An 18,193-nucleotide genomic window follows, 5' to 3' on the forward strand; every position below is an offset into this window, starting at 1 on the left:
TCCTGAAATGTATTGGATTATCCTTGAATACTTATTTATGCGAACAAACAACTAAACCAATAACCCAACAACTCAAATGTATGAATTTTAGTAGTAATTTCTCCTACAGGATAAAATCCTGTTGGCAGAAGTTGAGTATATGCCCGGACTTGAAGCCTAACCAACTCAGTCCATCCCTAAGGCGAAAGATTATTATGCGTATTCAACTCATTTTTTTAATTGCATTTACTGCTATGCTGCAAGTTAGCGCCAGTGGTTTTGCTCAGAAAATCAACATCAACCAAACGAATATCAGCTTAGAAAAAGCACTGAAATTAATCCGTCAGCAAAGCGGTTACGATGTTTTGTATGACTCCAATGTCATTAAGAAACCGATAACTGTGGCGCTCAATGTGAAGAACGGAACTGTGGCTGATGCTTTAAAACAGTGTTTAACAGGGACTGGTTTTACCTATCGGATTGAAGAAAATACGATCCTAGTTAAAGAAAAGTCATATGTAGAAACAGTGGTTGAGCTCATCGGCCATCAGTTCGACGACAATGTCATCCGTGGTACAGTTTGGACGAAGAAAAATGGTATCAGTCTGCCTGGAGCAACAGTGATGGTTAAACGAACTAAAAAAGCGGTTTATGCAGATACCTATGGTCGTTTTGCAATTCGTGATGTGCTCCCAACAGATACCTTAGTCTGCAGTTATATCGGTTATATCACTCAGCATGTTCCGGTTGGCAAAGAAAGGGAGTTTTTGATTAAACTGGAAGAAACCACCAATGCTTTGGATGCAGTAGTGGTGCAGGCTTATGGACGAACAACACAGCGTTTAACTACAGGAAATATCGTTAGGGTGACCGCTTCGGATATCAGCAAGCAGTTGGCCGTAAATCCATTACTTGCGCTTCAGGGCTTGGTTCCTGGACTGGAGATTACGCGCTCCGACGGCAATGACATGAGTGTACCGAAAGTGGAATTACGCGGAAGAAGTTCTATCAATTCTAATTTTAGCGGGGCGCCACTGTATATTGTTGATGGTGTACCTTTAACGGTTCTGGGAGCAAAAAAAAGTGGTTCTGGCAACGAAACCCAAAGTTATATTTCCCCGGGATTGGACCAGGGTGGTTTGGCTAACTCCAGTGGGATTAGTCCATTGTATGGCATAAATCCAGCGGATATAGAATCTATAGAAGTCTTAAAAGACGCTGATGCTACGGCAATTTACGGAAGTCGTGGTGGAAATGGGGTAATTCTAATCACTACAAAGAAAGGAAAGACTGGAAAAACAACGTTGAATGCAAGCGGGAAGCAGGGGCTGAAACGAGTGGTTCAAAGATGGGATTTATTAAATACTGAACAGTACTTGGAGATGAGGAGGCAGGCTTTTAAAAATGATGGCATAACGCCAACAGCGATTAATGCCCCTGAACTGTTAAAATATGATCCAAATAGATACACAGATTGGCAGGATTACCTTTATGGATATTCGGGTCAATATACCGATTTCCAGGCGGGGTTGTCGGGCGGTGATGGACAAACAAGTTTCAGAACTTCGATTGCAGCTAACCGTGTAAAGGATGTTGCAGTAGTGAGTGGAGCAAATCAAAGAATTTCAGTTTCTTCAAACCTATCGCATAAAAGTCTGGATCAGCGTTTCAGCATGACTTTCTCGAATTCTTTTGCCAGTTATATGAACAATGCCAGCAGTTTAGGCAATATCGCCATATTACCTCCAAATGGACCGGAACCTTATGATGAAAAAGGAAAATTGAATTTTGGCCAGTGGCAAGACAATATGTTTGAATTTAGTATGTCACAAAGTAAAAGCAAGGGCAGTGGAACCTCCTTGACCTCGAGTTTGAATTTAGGATATTCTTTAATTAAGGATCTTTCCGTGAATGTAAACCTGGGGTATAATTCAATGTCTTCAGATCAACGATTTACTAACCCTCTTTCTGCTTTTAACCTGGTCACAAATCCAACGGCACAGTCGAGTATTTCTTCCGCAAATACCAATGTGAAAAATGTGGTGATAGAACCTCAGGCAGAATACAATATATTTATTGGAAAAGGTAAATTAAATGCATTGCTTGGTGCTACCTTTCAATCCACCTCAACAAAATTAACACGATTGACGGCCCGAGGATTTGCTTCCGATGAACAATTGCAAAGTATCAACTCTGCGACCACTTTCGAGAATCAAGAAAGTGCATTATTTCATAAATATCTAGGTGTATTTGGAAGGTTAAATTACAATTGGGAAAATAAATATATCCTCAATTTAAACGGAAGACGTGATGGCAGCAGCCGTTTTGGTCCTGCCAATCGTTTTGGGAATTTTGGTTCTATTGGGGCAGCCTGGATTGCTTCTGAAGAACCTTGGATAAAAAATAGCCTACCTAAATTTATTAGTTTACTTAAGTTGAGGGGAAGTTATGGAGTTATTGGAAGCGATGGGATTGGAGACTATCAGTATTTAACACAATGGGGATCTAATGCTTCTGGCACAAAAATGAAGCCTTACGAAGGTGTTAATCCACTTGTTCCTCAGATTCAGCCAAATGATGATTTTCATTGGCAGCAAAATAAAAAGTCGGAAGTTGCTTTAGGACTTGCCTTCTTTAAGGATGTGGTCAACCTGGATATTTCCTTATACCGTGATTATTCCAATAATCAGTTATTGTCTTTCCCAACGCCTGGTTATACCGGTTTTACTAATGTGGTCTTAAACTCACCAGCGGAAGTGGAGAACAGCGGGATTGAATTGAGTTTTTTTGCAAGAATAATGGATACTAAAAACTTCTCCTGGCAAGCAGGTTTTAATTTTTCGAAAAATAAAAATATATTAGCAGGGTACCCTAAATTTGAGGAATCTCCTTATTATGCGAGTTATAAAATTGGGCAATCCCTCAATAATACCTATGTTTTTCATTTTACTGGTGTAGATCCTCAAACGGGAGAAAATACTTTTCAGGATGTTAATGGTGATGGTAAGATATTATATGTGACTAATATTCCAAGTGGTACTGGAACTGATGACCGTGTGATCGCCATCAATACTTCCCCAGATTTTTTTGGAGGGATGTCCCAAAGTTTCAGGTATAAAAATCTTTCCTTAACGGCCGGTTTTACTTATTTCAAACAAAAGGGTTCAGAAAGAGTCGGACCGTCTGATAACAAAAACAGGAGTGTGTATGAGTATGAAAATACCTGGCAGAATCCAGGTGATCGGGCCCTCTTTTCTAAATTGACTACGGTCAACAAAACCAGCAATAACAATTATTCGACTTCCGATGCCGCTTATGTAGATGCGTCATTTATTCGACTTCAAAGTCTTCAGTTAGCTTATCTGTTACCTGTTGGTCGGTTAAATTCGATAGGTATCAGCAATCTGTCTGTGAATCTGACTGGTGATAATATTTTTGTCCTGAGTAACTATCATGGCCTGGATCCTGAGGTCAGACAATTTGGGTCCCAGCCATTAACAAGAACCATTACCATCGGTTTAAACTGTAGTTTTTAATATAATACTAAATGATGATGAAAATGACTTATAGATATTTGAGCTGCGCAGTCATTGGTATTGCGCTTTTATTGACGAGCTGTAAGAAACTAGTGGATATAGATGAGCCCATAGATACGGTGACCAGTGCTAAGATTTTTTCTTCTGACGAGCAGGCCAACCAAACTTTGGCTGGTATGTATAGCCAAATGGTTTCTAGTGATGGAACGCTGTCGATGTTAAATGGAGGAGCAACCATGTATGGAGGAATGGCTGCAGACGAGCTGGGCCTTAGTAATGGGGTGTTATTTGCAGAAGAGCAGGAAATCAACAGCAATAAAATACTGGTGAACAACACCGTTTCGGAGAGTGTTTTATGGATGCAGACCTACAAAACAATATATACGGCCAATGCCATCCTGGATGGAGAGGCTGCTTCAACAGCGACAACACTGACCAAAGTGAAGCGGATTGAGCTTAAAGCTTCTTCCAGATTTTTTAGGGCCTTCAGTTTTTTCTACCTCACCAATTTCTTTGGAGATATTCCCTTGCCATTGAGCAGCGACTATCGAAAGACGATCAGGTTAAAAAGAGCCAGTCGGGCGGAAGTATATGGACAGATCATTGCCGATTTAAAGGAGGCGATCATACTTTTTTCTGATCCTGAAGCCGCTGCGATGAGTAATACCAAGGCCAATAAAGTGGCGGCACAAGCCTTACTTGCCCGAGTTTATTTGTACATGCAGGATTGGGATAATGCCGAGAACTATGCGAATCAGGTGATTGCGAATTCTGCCTACAAATTAGAAGCCTTGGGACATGCATTTGATCCGGATAGCAAGGAAACTGTGCTTCAATTCAGAATAAACCCGAGTACAAATGTGGGTGTGATTAATGAAATGACCCATTTTTTGCCGCTTGTTCCTTTATCATTTTTGTCGGTATCTGATCAGGAATTTTTTTTAGATCCGAATAATTACCCTGAATTTGAAACTGCATTGATACCAAGAATAGCAGTAATGGAACAGCTGGTGAATGCTTTTGAACCCGATGACCAAAGAAAAATTACTTGGTTAAATTATAACCCAAGTCCGATTGATGCGCCTTATTTTGGGAGGAAGACTTATTTCGCTAACAAATATCCTAATTCTGAGAAGGATAAAACCAATTACGTGCTGATCAGGTTAGCAGAACTGCATTTGATCAGGGCAGAGGCGAGGGCAATGCTCAATAAAATCAGTCTGGCTGCAGAGGACATTGACTTGATCCGGAACAGAGCTGGACTGGGGAAAACAGCGGCAGCAAATCAGCAAAGTTTGCTAAACGCAATTGCACAGGAGCGAAGAGTGGAGTTGTTTGCAGAATGGGGTCATCGTTTCTTTGACCTGAAAAGAACTGGTAAAGCAATTCTTGTCTTGTCGGCGGTACCCGGAAAACAGGGTATTAGGGCTGATGACCTGCTGTTCCCTATTCCTCCCGTTGAAATTCTTGCCAATTCAAATCTTACGCAAAACCCAGGATACTAAAAAAATCAAATCACATATAAAACCATGAAACCTTATTTATTAAACAAGGGCTGGAAGGGCTATGCCCTGATTGCGCTAAGCATTTCCCTGTTGTCTTCCTGCGAAGGCGCTGGAGATGTGCCTATTGAACGAAAAAAAATGCCCCGTTTTAGCGGCTCATCATTTAACCTGGAGGAGGAGTTTGTGGCCAGGCGAGGGTATACTTCCTGTGGGATGACCTTTGAAGCAGATATTGTCAACCTCGGAGAACGGGGCAGTGGCGGTCAATACATTTGTATTCCGCTTGGGGATGCAGCAGCCGATGAGGCTGCCTTGAACCTGGTGAACATGTTCAAGCCTTTTGCCTCTATCTACCTGACACAATGGGCTAAAACGGAAAACAAAGGAGTCATGATCGACTTGCGCAGTGACCGTCAGCAGCAGGGGAATAGAGTAGATTACAACTTGGAAAAGGAGCATTCCTTCAGCATTCCTGTAATCATTCTATCAGATGCAAAGTCTGCCATCAGAGCGAAAGGCTTTACCCAGCTCTTGAATAGCCTACCTGGGGTAACCAGTGTAAAAGCAACCGATCAATTCTCCATCGAAAACTAATTTCAAATCAAACAATGAATATTATTAAATACAGTAAATATCTATTGCTCGGTCTTTTTCTGAGCAGTTCTATGGTGACGCTTGCACAAAAGAGCAAACGTTCAAAACAGGCTAAAAATGCAGTTGCGGATACCACCAAAAAAGCAGCAGACAAACCGAAAATAGATCCTAATAAGAAGATCAAACCTTACGAATCAATCATTAACAAAAACTTTAAAACGCAGAAGGGTTTGTTTGGTGTACACCGTTATAGAGATACCGTTTATTTTGAAATTGCAGATAGCCTGTTGAAAAGAGATGTGATGGTCATTAACAGTCTATCGAAAGCCCCTGGTGGTTATGGCATGTATGCAGGGGAACAGCTGGACGAAAAAACCATTCAGTTTGAAAAAGGAGCAGATTCGTCTATACGCATTCGCTATAACATCCTAATCAGTGAGGCTGATCCAAATAGCGCTATCAATAAAGCCGTTTTGCGATCCAGTTTAAACCCATTGGTAGCTAGTTTTCCAATTGTTGCGTATTCCAAAGATTCGAGCAGCTGCATTATAGATGTTTCCAAGTTTTTAATGGATGTCAATTTTATCAATAGCATCAATCCTGGTGTGAGTCTGGAAGGAAATCTGACTTCCTCTTTCATGAAAAATGTAACCATTGAGTCTATTCGCGCCTATCCAATTAATGTGGAAATTGCGATTAGCAAAACAATGATGTCCAAGGCGAATCTCGTTAATCCTAATCCCTCACCAGTGAGTTTGGAGACCAATACTTCTTTTGTTTTGCTTCCTAAAATACCGATGCAAAGAAGGTTTTTTGACAAAAGGGTAGGTTATTTTGGTTATGATTATAAACAATTTGATGATCATCAGCAGCGCGCAGAAGTTAAAAAATTTATCTCTCGCTGGAGATTGGAGCCGAAGGATGCGGATGTAGAAAAATGGAAAAAAGGCGAATTGGTAGAGCCGAAAAAACCAATTGTGATTTATATTGATCCGGCTACGCCAAAACAATGGGTACAGCCACTGATTGATGGGGTTTCTGATTGGCAGGTGGCATTTGAAAAAGCAGGTTTTAAAAATGCAATCATCGGAAAGCCATGGCCTGAAAATGATACCACGATGCATATAGATGACATCAGGTATTCTATGATCAATTACTTTCCATCGGAAGTGGCCAATGCTTATGGGCCTCATATTGCCGATCCAAGGAGTGGAGAGATCATTCAAACACATATCGGATGGTACCATAACGTAATGGACTTGTTAAACAAATGGTACTTGATCCAAGCGGGTGCTACAGATCCGGAAGCCAGAAAAGGGAAGTTTGATGAGAAACTGATGGGTCAGCTGATCCGTTTTGTTTCCAGTCATGAGGTAGGGCATACTTTAGGGTTACGCCATAACTTTGGATCCAGCAGTAAAACACCAGTTGATAGTTTAAGAAATCTGAATTATCTGAAAAAATACGGTCATACGGCCAGTATCATGGACTATGCACGTTTCAATTATGTGGCTCAGCCAGAAGATCATATTCCGCAGAAATATTTGTTCCCAAGAATTGGTGATTATGACCAATGGGCGATAGAATGGGGTTATAAAAGCAGTCATGCTGCTACAGCCGAGGAAGATGAGAAAATTGTAAAGCAATGGATCGTAGACCGTGTGGGCAAAAACCCAAGGTTATGGTTCGGTGATGGGGAAACTAAGCGTGGGGACCCACGCGTGCAAACAGAGGACCTGGGTGATAATTCTATGAAAGCGAGCAGCTATGGAATTAAGAACCTGAAACGCATCCTTCCAAATTTAAAAACATGGACTTATGAAAAAGGTGGTTTATATGGGAACACGGAAAGAACGCATTCTGATTTACTGAAGCAATATTACAGATACCTGAACCATGTATTGAGCAATGTTGGCGGTATTTACAGAACGTATAGTAGTGAAGATGAAAAACTTCCTGTGTATTCGGCTACGCCTAGAAAATTACAGCTAGAAGCCATTCAGTTTTTTGATAAAGAGTTGTTTACTACTCCGACTTGGTTGCTGAATGCTAATATTCAGGACAGTGATATGGATCCTACATTTGATCCGAAACAAAATCCTACAGGTTCAAACTTTGTGGAAGATATGCAGATTAAAACGCTGAATACATTGCTGGACATTTCGGTATTGCATCAGATTCTAGCCAATAATTTACGTTTTGGAAAAGGGACTTATACCGTAGTGGAACACTTAAATGGCGTACACAACAGCATTTGGAAAGAGCTAAAATCGCCATCTGTAAAAATGGATAGCTACCGGAGAAACTTACAGAAGAGTTATGTTGGTTCATTGTTGGAAGTTGTTATTTCTAAAGTACCTGGAACTACAGAAACAGATGTTTATTCTCTTGTGAAAGCCGAATTAAAAGCACTGCAATCCAGTCTTAAACAGGCCATTCCTAAAACTCATGATTCCTTAAATAAATATCATTTAACGGACTTAGAGAATAGAATCTCTAAAGTTCTAAATTCAAAAAGTTAAGTCTTAAATTCAATATGGACAGCCTCTGGTTTAATACCGGAGGCTGTTTTTTTCTTCCCATTTCTTTCATTTTTTCTTTATAATGTTTCACAAGAAGATGTTGCTGCTTGCAGGCTTTGTATTGTCTGTTTTTTTTAGTTCCGGACAAACGGTATTGTCAGGGAAAGTCCAGTCTGCAGAGGGTTTGCCAATGCCAGGGGTGAGTATGAGGGTGTTGAATTTCGGAACCGGTCTTATTCCGACTCCCGTTCCGGGTTTAGGTACGATCACGGATGCCAATGGGCAGTTTAAGTTAAAGACGAATATTTCTGGTCATTACCTGCTGCGGGTTTCTGCGGTTGGTTATCTGGCCGACAGTTTGCGGGTTTTGATTAAAGGAGATAGCTTGCAGGCCAACTTTACACTCCATGAGAATAACCAGAACCTGGCTGGAATTCAGATTTTGAATACAAGAAATCTGACGGAGGTTAACCGGGATTACACGCTTGGCTCGATTGCGATGGTACTGACTGCTGGTGCGGCGGCTGATGTAACTGCGGCACTGCAAACCTATCCAGGTGCTGCTCCTGCAGGAAATGAGACGGGTTTTTTTGTGCGTGGTGGTACAGCCGCGGAAACGACCGTATTATTTGATGGCATGCTGGTGAAGAATGCTTTTGGTAGTCGGCTGCCAGATCTTGCCAATAGAAGCAGGTTTTCGGCATTCCTATTTGACAAAACGACTTTCAGCACCAATGGGTATAGCGCAGTTGCGGGACAAGCCTTATCTTCTGTTTTAACGATGGACACCAGAGGAGTGGCGACGAAATCTTCCACAGAATTTTCTGTGGTTGACCTGGGGCTTGGTGCCGCGCATACCCATCGCTTTAAGAACAGCTCTTTAATGCTGGGTGGAAATTATTATAACTTTTCACCGTATCATAAAATCGTACCGCAATACACGGAATGGAAAAAAGATCCTGAGCAAAAGCAATTGTCGCTGCATTATAAATACAAAACCTCGGAAACAGGCATGTTCAAGGTGTTTGCCGATTACAGCGATACCCAGCTTTCATTTTATATCAATAATCCAAACTATCCGGCAAAAGACCTGCTGTACAACAGGAATAAAAATGTGTATGTCAATGCAAATTACCAGGATTTTATCACTGGGGATTGGAAGTTGTTTGCTGGAGTATCTTATAATAAAACCCTGGAGTCAGGTCAAGTAACTATAGGGGAATCAGGGCCGGGAAATGCTGCTGCGTATTTTCAAAATGATGAAGTCTGGCATCAAAAAGTGTTTCTTAGTCGGAAGTTCAGGGGAAACTCACTGCTCAATATTGGGGCTGAATTGTTTGAAAATAAGAGGTCGGAGGGCTATGCAGGTATGTCTAGAAAATACAGCGATGTACTCGCTGCGGGTTTTGCAGAATCGGAACTCTATTTTACGGATCAGCTTAACTTAAAATCAGGTTTGAGAATGGAGTCTTCGGCTTACCTTCATCAACTGAATCTGGCACCCCGTACCGCGTTATATTATCAGCTTGATCCCAGTCATAAATTAGTTGCTTCTTATGGCTGGTATTACCAAAAACCAGACGACAGTTTTCTAACACAGACTGCTGCGCTGGACTACGAGAAATCCATTCAATACGCGTTGGAATATGAATTAAAAGTGCTTTTTAGGGTGTTGAGGCTGTCGGTTTACCAAAAAGATTATCAGGATCTTGTGAAGATTAAAACTCCGGTTTTTTCAGGGTTTCAGGCTTATGGGCCACCTTTGAAAATTGAAGCATTTAATAATAATGGGAAAGGTTATTCGAGAGGTTTTGATGTTTTTTGGAAAGACAAACAAAGCATTGATTTAACGGAGTATTATGTTTCTTATTCCTATTTGGATACCAAGAGAAATTATATTGATTTTGAGCGTTCGGCCAGGCCAACTTTCGCTCCTAAGCATACCTTTAATCTAGTGGTTATGAGGAGCATCTCAAATGTTCATTGGCAGTTTTCAGGAACCTATACTTTTAGTACGGGCAGGAGTTATTATAATCCCTTAAACCCAGTTTTTATGAGTGACAGAACGCAGAATAACCACAATATCAGTTTGGGGATTACCCATTTACCAAACTGGCTTAAAGGTTTTTCTGCATTTAATCTTAACCTGAATAATGCATTCGGATTTAAGAATTTGTATGGATATCGGTATGCCTATGATGGGAGCCGGAGGACTGCAATTTTGCCTCCAGCCAGGCGGAGTGTGTTGTTGAGCTTTTTAATGAATATAGATGGGGATGATTTTAACCATTAAAAAAGCCCATCAAAAATTGCAGGTTATCCGCGGAATGCATCACTGCTGTATTCTGCAGCGTTTCTTCCGTGATTTCTACCATTCGTGCCCTCATCTTGCCTTCAAAAGAAGCGATGGCTTGCTGGATCGTTTCAAATTGTCCGAGGCATAGTGCTTCATAAAGCTCCAAAGCATCAGCCAAAGCCTGATTAGCACCTTCTCCTGCATAAGGCGGGATTCTGTGCGCTGCGTCTCCAATCATCGTCAGATTGTTCAGTGTATTCCAGTTTTGATCTGTCGAATAGTGATACATTGGTCTTGGCATGATCCATATTTCATCTGTAGCAAATAGAGACTGCCAATTGCTACTCCAGTCTGCAAACTCCTGCTGAAACCATAATGCCACCTGTGATTTCTCGCTAAAGTCGATGTTGGAATTGGCTAGCCAGTCTTCTGATACATTCAATCCGATGAGAAAACTGAGTGTACCATCTGCTTTGGGACCAAAGAAGATCGTTTTACCATTTTCCAGCGCAAATAGTTTTCCTCCGCTGGCGAGTTGCCATAGCTGCGGGGCGTTCTTTTCAGCGTTATAAATATTGACCTCAATAGCGGTGACGCCCGAATATATGGCTGGAATATCCGTGAGGTATTTCCTGACCTTAGAATTGGCACCATCTGAGGCAATCACCAGGTCTGCATAGGCGCTGCTGCCATTGTCGAAGGACAATTCCCAGCCAGCTCCGGCAGGCTTCATCTCCTTGAATTTCGCATTCCAAACGATGTCATCTTCTTCCAGGGAGGCGATCAAGAGGTCGCGGAGCGGACCACGATCGATTTCCGGGCGGAAATGTTCATGGCCAAAGTTTTCATGAGTTGCTGCTGCATGGTCGTTTAATAAAACTTCCATCTGGCTGTTGATGATTTTCATTTTATCAGCTCCGGGACGGTAATGTTTTTTAAATTCTTCCAGCAATCCTGCAACTTCCAGTGCTTTCAGGCCAGTTCCTTCATGAAGGTCTAAAGTAGAGCCCTGCTGACGGACATTTCGATCGGCATCTCTTTCATATACTTTGACATGGAGACCTTGTTGTATTAAAAGCCTGGCTAGTGTCAATCCACCGGGCCCTCCGCCAATAATGGCGATTTGTTTATCTTGTAATAACATATCTTTCTTATTTATGTTAAACAAAATTACTACTATATTTATAGTCAAAATAGCTCAATTTAATATAAAAACAGTCATAAATGAAAGTATCGGTAGTAGATGAGAATGGCTCAGGGATCATGGCTGAGTTTGCAAAGGCGATAGGGGCAAGTGTTCGGGGTCGTTTTTTCTACATTCCAAAGGACAAGGGTGGAGGCTATCTGACAGGTTTCAACTGGGGAAGCGATCTGCGAATGATGGTTCGTAACTATTACCTGAAAGAAGAAATATTGCTGGAAAGGACCAATTTACTGGCCGAAGGGCAGGACAATGTGATCTTTTTTCTTAGTGGGGTTTTTGCTCCAATGCCTGCTGAAAAGGAAATTCCGTTAGAACAAGCCAGTGTATTTATTGGGATGCAGGCCGTATCATCTGTTATTTCTATGCCTTCTAATACTTATTTCAGCAGTGTAACGATTGCGGCCTCCCGGCATTACCTGCGGGAGTATTTCGGTGGAATAGATCACCCTGTGGTAGCCAGTATCCTGGAAGCCAAAAACAATTTTGTATTTGAAACCGGTATTACTGCTGAAATGATCCAGACAGCTGGCGAGATGGTGCGGCAAACCATCCCTGAAAGTCTGGAAATACATTATTATAAACTCAAGTGTGAAGAGCTGCTGTGCTATATTTTCGCCCAATTGCTGCAAAGAGAAGCCGTTGCCACGAGTGGGATGCATATAGAAGATATGAAGGCAATTTATACCATCAAATTACGACTGCAGTCTGCCTTAAATCAAGCCCCAGATATTGCTTCATTGGCCAGGGCAGCCAGCATGAGTGAACCCAAGCTTCGAAAACTATTTAAACAGACCTTCGGGAAAGGCGTTTTTGAATATTATCAAAGCTCTAGAATGCAGGAAGCCGCAAGGTTGTTAAAAGAAAAAAGGCTGACGGTGTCGGAAGTAGGATACCAGCTGGGCTTTACCAATCTCAGTCATTTTTCGAGGGTTTTTGAACAGCATATCGGCATGAAGCCAAAGAAGTATTCTTCGGCTTAGCAAGAGCTGAGATCATGTATCCTTAGGACATCATTTGTACAGTAAACGAGTTGCTGTATGTGCTATTTAAGAGGATCTTTTCACGTAGTCAATGATGGCTTGCGGCATTTGTTTAGGAGATAGGATTTCATCCACATATCCGGAGATAATAACACTAATGGGCATGCTGTCTTCAGCGGCAGATTCAGGGATCTGGGCAATTACATAGCCGCCTGCTTCGGAAATCATTTGCACCCCTTTCGTGCCATCTTCACCCATTCCCGATAATATCACCGCAATTTTTTTAAATATGGTGTCTGTCGCCAATGAATTGAAAAATATATCAATGGCCATGTTTACTTTTACAGATAGGTCTCGGGTAGTTAAAATCAGACTGCCATTATTGATAGACATGACTTTGTTTTCGGGCATCACATAGATGATATTGGGCTGTATTGGCATGTCGTTTTCTACTTCACACACCTCAAGACTGCTATGTCTTTGTATGATTTCGGTCAGCATACTTTTTTGATGCGGGTACAAATGTGTCGTAATCACATAAGAAACGGCATCAGGAAGTGTATGGTCGAAAAATTCAGCCAGAGCAGCGAGCCCGCCAGCTGATGCACCTAAAGCGATAAGGTATTTATTCTTCATGAGGGGATTAGCGGTTTTTAGCTAATATGGTCAATTAATCCGGTTTCTCTTTTGTGATCGGTTCGGTAATTTCAATTTTAATATTAGTATTTCTATTTCTCAGCGATCAATCTAAGTTCATACGCGATTTGCGCATCCCATTAGGTGGTGTTAGGAGCGCTATCTGAAATAAAGTCTATTAATTTAGTAGTTTATTTTGGAGAAGTAAAAATATAGTCTTAGATTTATCCTATTAAATTAGTAGACTTTATAATTTGCAAGCATGAAACACTCTTTACTATCCGCGGCTTTTGTGAAAAAAGCGAACCTTCATTCGGATCATTTCGGACACCTTTACAGCGCATCGTTTCCTCCTGTATGCAGCTGTTTTTTTTGTAATAGCATCGGCTATTAACATCTTTCAAAATCCCTTTCGGATTTAAACTAATACTCAATTAAAATTTTCTGAAGCCACCAATGGGGGGGGCTAATGGAAATATTTTGTCTAAAATTTCCTAAACAACAACAATGAAAAATCTTTACAAAAAAGGGTTCTACCTCGTTTTGTGCGTTTTCTGGACTGCCATTGCCAGCGCACAAGAGGTAAGTCCGACTATCAAATCTCATCTTAATGGTATTGTGCTGGATGCAGGTACTAATCAGCCACTACCTGGGGCAGTAGTTAAAATCAGAGGAACGACTCATACTGTGTCAACCGATTCAGATGGTAAATTCAGCTTTGTAACCGGTCAGAGTTTTCCTTATATATTGGTAGTTAGTTTTATTGGCTACGACCAGAAAATATTGACCGTGAACGGCAGTCCCGTGACGATCAAGCTGGAGGAAACACTGAATCAATTGAACGAATTGGTGGTGACCGGTTATAGTACCCAGGAGCGGAAATACATTGCCGGTGCGATCAGCAGTGTGAGCGGCTCGGTGGTACAGAATCAACCCTCAGGTGGTTTTAATCAGCTGCTGCAAGGAAAGACGACCGGTGTACAGGTCACTACCAACTCAGGAGTTCCGGGCGGAGGGATTACTTTCCGCGTACGTGGGAATAACTCCATCAACGCATCTGTAGATCCTTTGTATATCATTGATGGGGTGTTTGTAAACAACAATGATCCGATTAACGCCGGACTGGGAAATCAGGCCGCATCTAATCCGATGGCGGATTTAAATCCCTCTGATATCGAGGACATCCAGATCCTGAAAGATGCCAATGCAACGGCCATTTATGGATCTCTTGGCGCAAATGGGGTGGTCATCGTGACTACAAAGCGTGGTAAAAGAAATACCAAAGCGGCCATCAACCTGAATACCTTTCAGGGATGGTCTACTGCTGTAGATAAATTCAAAGTAGCCACAGGGCCGGAAGTCGCCTTGCTGACCAACGAATCCAGAATAAATACCGCTATTGATAATGGCCTGGATCCTGCGTCTTTGGTGCTGCCTTTTCCTGATCCTGCAAGTATGCCTACTTACGACAGGATCAGTGGGCTGTTTCGCACTGCTAGGACCTCTAATTATGAGCTGTCTACCTTGGGAGGAACCGATAAAAGCACCTATTATATAGGCTTAGGTTACCTCAACCAGGAATCTATTGTGAAACCCTCAAACTATACCCGTTATTCTGGCCGGTTCAATTATGATAATTACTTAACAGATAAATTGAAAGTGGGAACCAGTATCAATTTTACACGTTCAGACCGAAAGCTGAGCGGCAGTGATAACAACCCTACAGGAGTCATCAATTCTGCGCTTTTCCCAAGGTCTTATCTGCCAATTTTCAATGCCGACGGTACTTATGCGCGTTATGGAAGTTTTGATAACCACCTGGCGCTGATCAACAACATAGACAGTAAGGCCGTAGGATGGAGAACGATCGGCAATATCTATGGTGAGTATGTTTTCCTGCCAGGATTAAAATTGCGCAGCAGCTGGAGTATTGACAATACCAGCGAATATGACAATAGTTATTCCAATACACTAATCAGTGCTGGTATTGCGAGCAATGGCTCAGCCTCCTCCAGTGAGAACAAAATACTCGCGCTCACCAATGAGCAGGTATTGAGTTTTGTGAGGAACTTAGGAGCGGATAAGAAACATAATATCAATGCGCTGATCGGGAATACCATCAACACGGTATTAAATCAGAGTACTTCGGCTTCAGGGTCGGGCTTCGCTGCAAACAGTCTTAAATCGATATCAGTAGCTGCTACGCGTTCTGGTTCGGCATCACGTTCAGCAGCGAACCTGATTTCTTTCTTTAGTAAGGCCAGTTATACCTATGATGGAAAATATACCATTGATGGAAGTATCCGCGCCGATGCTTCTTCGAAATTCGGATCAAATAAACGCTGGGGTTATTTTCCTTCCGGAGGGCTCGCCTGGAGATTGAGTCAGGAAGATTTTATCAAACAACTGAATGTTTTTGATGAACTGAAAATAAGGGCCAGTCTAGGACTTTCGGGCAATCAGAATGGGATAGGTGCTTATGCTGCACAAGGATTATGGTCGTCCGGAGCCAATTACCTGGAGCAGCCAGGGATTGCACCAACACAGCTGAGCAATCCTAACCTGACCTGGGAGACCACCAGACAGTTTAACATAGGAACCGAGTTTACCATCCTGAAGAAACGCCTGGAAATTGTGGCAGATTATTACAATAAATACACCTATGATCTGCTGCTGAACGTTCCTGTTCCTTACCGTTCAGGATTTTCTTCCTATTTACAGAATTATGGGGCAGTCAGGAACAAAGGATTTGAACTGGGCATTAATTCTACTAATATTCAGACCGATGAATTTCAGTGGACTACCAACTTCAACATCTCTTTCAACAACAACAAGATTGAAAAACTGGCTTCGGATATCAGTCTGGGGGCTTCAGGAAGAAATATTTCTATCTTAAGAGAAGGGTATGCTGTGAATTCATTTCAGTTGTATAAACAATTGTATGTAGATCAGCAAACCGGAAATGCGATTTATGAAGACCTGAATGGGGATGGAAAGATTACTTCCGCAGATCGTCAGATTGTAGGCAATGCATTGCCGAAATTCACTGGCGGATTAACGAATCACCTCAGCTATAAAGGATTTGATTTCAGCTTCTTCTTTTACTTCCAGCAGGGCAATAAGATCATGAACATGAATGATTTCTTTATGGTGCATGGCGGTACACAGGCCAATATTGGCTTTCTGCCTCGTCAGCTGGACAGGTGGCAGAAACCGGGAGATATCACCGACATTCCAAGACTGACGACCTATAGCGGAAACCCGACTGAAAACGGCGGTGCCGCAAACAACTACGGTGGAAATGTAGCTAGTCTTTCTTCCCGATACCTGGAAGATGGATCTTTCATCAGACTGAAAACTGTTACCCTTGGTTATACACTTCCCAAGGATATTCTGACCAGAGTTGGCATCAGTAAAGTTAGGGTTTATGTACAGGGGACAAACCTGCTGACTTTCACTAAATACGGAGGTCTTGATCCGGAAGTCAGTTCACAATCCAGCAACCAGAATACCGTGGGTTATGACTGGGCAACTGTGCCTCAGCCAAGAACCATTCAGATTGGTGCAAACGTAACCTTTTAATGATCTTAAAACAGAAAAAAATGAACACAACATATCTTAGAAACAGCTTGCTCCTGGCTTTTGTCCTGCTCTCTGTTTCCTGCAAAAAATACCTGGAGGAATTACCAGATTATGCATTGCCCAGCTCAAGCGCAATCACAGATGTCAGTACCGCCAGAGCGGCAATTATTGGTGCTTACGACCGGGTGCAGAATTACTATTCGTCCTCTTATCCAACATTGGGAACGATTACCGCAGATCACGTCATCTTCAACGGAACGCTGAGTGAGTATTTACAGCTGGACCAGAATGCGATACCTACGGATAATGTGATCACAGTTGCTGCTTATCAGAGTCTCTACAGAACGATCAATTCTGCCAACAGCGTAATTGCTTATGTACCATTGGTGAATGATCCTTTGCTAACGGATGCAGAGAAAAATAAAATCCTAGGGGAAGCCTATTTCATCCGGGCATTGTCTTATTTTGATTTAGGCAGGGGCTGGGGAGGAGTGCAGCTTCAGCTGAAACCGACCAACGATCTGTCTGTGCTGAAAGGTATCAAACGCAGTACGCTGGACCAGACTTATGATCAGGTATTGGCGGATCTGATTCAGGCTGAGCAGCTGCTGCCAGAGGATGCGAACACCAGAAACCGTGCACAGAAAAGTGCAGCAAGAGCTTTACGCGCCAGATTGCACCTGTATAGAAAACAGTGGGCAGCTGCAGAAACGTATGCTACACAGGTGATCAGCAATACAAAATATACGCTGGTTAAACCTTATAAATCCTTTTTCACCGCGCCATTTCAAACTGCAGAGTCTATTTTGGAACTGGCTTATTCCTCAAATGACAGGAATAGCTATTGGAACCTTTGGTATCCTAGTTCTTCTGGCGGGCAGTTTACACTGAAACCTTCAGATGGCCTGATCTCGAAATTGAACAATCCTGATATTGGTGGCGCCAGGAAAGCACTGATTGCCGGTACTGGGGCTACCGTTTATGGCGTGCTGTACAACACCGTTGGGCTCAGCACCGATCCTTCCTACCTGATCCGCATTGCAGAACTTTACCTGATCCGAGCGGAGGCAAGAGCGCAGCTGAACAAGCTGCCTGAGGCTGCAGCAGATTTGAATGCAGTAAGAGCGAGGGCGGATGTGGGTGCCACTACAGCGACTACACAAGCAGCGCTGATCCAGGCAATTGAAGACGAGAACGGGATTGAATTTGCCTTTGAGGCACACCGCTGGTTTGACCTGGTCAGAACTGAGCGTGCAGGAACTGTACTCGGAATCACCAATAAGAATTACTGGCTGTTTCCCATTCCTTATTCAGACATCCAATCAGATCCGGATGTGACACAAAACCCAGGGTATTAAT

10 protein-coding genes are annotated in these 18,193 nt (G+C 42.3%); 8 read left to right on the forward strand and 2 right to left on the reverse strand.

Translation table 11 applies throughout. The features are described 5' to 3' along the window. Positions 1–194 precede the first annotated feature (194 nt). The 5 genes from K7X70_RS22715 (at position 195) to K7X70_RS22735 (ending at position 10,429) form a co-directional block, all read left to right on the forward strand. A complete protein-coding gene (locus tag K7X70_RS22715) occupies positions 195–3,515 on the forward strand; it encodes a SusC/RagA family TonB-linked outer membrane protein (protein ID WP_222539199.1) in 3,321 nt (1,106 codons plus the stop codon). Positions 3,516–3,526: 11 nt separating this feature from the next. Next, positions 3,527–5,020, forward strand: coding sequence for a RagB/SusD family nutrient uptake outer membrane protein (locus tag K7X70_RS22720; RefSeq protein WP_222539200.1), 1,494 nt, complete (start codon positions 3,527–3,529; stop codon positions 5,018–5,020). A 24-nt stretch (positions 5,021–5,044) separates the two neighbouring features. Next, positions 5,045–5,614: a hypothetical protein gene (locus tag K7X70_RS22725; RefSeq protein WP_222539201.1), complete on the forward strand. Its 570-nt coding sequence runs from the start codon at positions 5,045–5,047 to the stop codon at positions 5,612–5,614. A gap of 14 nt (positions 5,615–5,628) precedes the next feature. After that, positions 5,629–8,136: a zinc-dependent metalloprotease gene (locus tag K7X70_RS22730; protein WP_222539202.1), complete on the forward strand. Its 2,508-nt coding sequence runs from the start codon at positions 5,629–5,631 to the stop codon at positions 8,134–8,136. An 82-nt stretch (positions 8,137–8,218) separates the two neighbouring features. Beyond that, entirely contained in the window at positions 8,219–10,429 is a 2,211-nt protein-coding gene (locus K7X70_RS22735) for a TonB-dependent receptor (RefSeq protein ID WP_222539203.1), read from the forward strand. On the opposite strand, the gene K7X70_RS22740 is transcribed toward K7X70_RS22735, so the two are convergent. Further along, positions 10,419–11,576, reverse strand: coding sequence for an FAD-dependent oxidoreductase (locus K7X70_RS22740; protein WP_222539204.1), 1,158 nt, complete (start codon positions 11,574–11,576; stop codon positions 10,419–10,421). The two genes, K7X70_RS22735 and K7X70_RS22740, sit on opposite strands and share 11 nt — an antisense overlap. Positions 11,577–11,656: 80 nt before the next feature. Between K7X70_RS22740 and K7X70_RS22745 the strand changes: the two genes are divergently transcribed. Further along, complete coding sequence (locus K7X70_RS22745; protein WP_222539205.1) at positions 11,657–12,616, forward strand: helix-turn-helix domain-containing protein; 960 nt, start codon at positions 11,657–11,659, stop codon at positions 12,614–12,616. Positions 12,617–12,682: 66 nt separating this feature from the next. Here the strand turns inward: K7X70_RS22745 and K7X70_RS22750 are convergent, their stop codons facing one another. Next, positions 12,683–13,252, reverse strand: coding sequence for a chemotaxis protein CheB (locus K7X70_RS22750; protein ID WP_222539206.1), 570 nt, complete (start codon positions 13,250–13,252; stop codon positions 12,683–12,685). Positions 13,253–13,759: 507 nt separating this feature from the next. Here K7X70_RS22750 and K7X70_RS22755 point away from each other — a divergent pair. Beyond that, complete coding sequence (locus K7X70_RS22755) at positions 13,760–16,834, forward strand: SusC/RagA family TonB-linked outer membrane protein (RefSeq protein WP_222539207.1); 3,075 nt, start codon at positions 13,760–13,762, stop codon at positions 16,832–16,834. Between the two features lie 20 nt (positions 16,835–16,854). Then, positions 16,855–18,192, forward strand: a complete 1,338-nt coding sequence (locus tag K7X70_RS22760; RefSeq protein WP_222539208.1) for a RagB/SusD family nutrient uptake outer membrane protein — start codon at positions 16,855–16,857, stop codon at positions 18,190–18,192. The last annotated feature ends 1 nt before the right edge of the window (position 18,193 follow it).

The sequence above is a fragment of the Pedobacter polysacchareus genome (assembly GCF_019802255.1).
In the GTDB taxonomy this organism is placed as follows: Bacteria; Bacteroidota; Bacteroidia; order Sphingobacteriales; family Sphingobacteriaceae; genus Pedobacter; species Pedobacter polysacchareus.